This window comes from Bradyrhizobium hipponense (assembly GCF_008123965.1).
Classification (GTDB): Bacteria; Pseudomonadota; Alphaproteobacteria; order Rhizobiales; family Xanthobacteraceae; genus Bradyrhizobium; species Bradyrhizobium hipponense.
In genome coordinates this window covers 1-595 of sequence record NZ_VSTH01000243.1, presented here as the reverse complement: position 1 = coordinate 595, position 595 = coordinate 1, and the positions used below count along the sequence as shown (strand labels likewise).

At 56.8% G+C, this 595-nt stretch carries 1 pseudogene; it reads left to right on the top strand.

The features are described 5' to 3' along the window. Window positions 1-240, top strand: a pseudogene (locus FXV83_RS44750) (IS91 family transposase); the annotation flags it as partial. Window positions 241-595: the final 355 nt, after the last annotated feature.

The window sequence follows — 595 nt, the reverse complement described above, 5'->3', positions numbered from 1 at the left end:
GGTTTCATGGGCAACCGCTACCGCAAGCAAAAGCTCGCCCGCTGCCGCGAACTGCTCGGAATGCGGCAGTCCGATACGCCGGTAAAACCGAAGGAAGGACGCGATTATCGCGACAAGGTCGAGGAGCTGACCGGAGTTTCCCTGCGGGAATGTCCCTTTTGCCGTCAAGGGCAGATGGTATGCATCGAGGTGCTCGCGCCCGTTGCGTCACAAGACCCACCTTTTCTGGACACTTCATGACGGTCGGGATTTGCCAATCATTGATCATCGTTCTTTCTATCTGCGAAGTTAGACAGCAGGAATCCTATTGTCGCGCTTCCGACATCAAGCGCTCCAAGCGCAGGCGTCGCCGGCCTTTCCGACCGAGAGACCATATCTCGATTAGAATGTTTCGCCATCAAGACCGCATCCAGCATGCCCCCGAAGCCTCAGCGACGGCATTATCCGCTGGGATGCAGCATCCAATTTCCATAGCGGCACCGGCGCGCTAGGCGGCTTCGTCCAACACGTTTTTAGATTACCGGCGCACTCGCAGCGGCGCGCTTTGAAGCTTTGGTACCGCGCCGCCAATCTAAAAACGCTCTCTATTATGTGG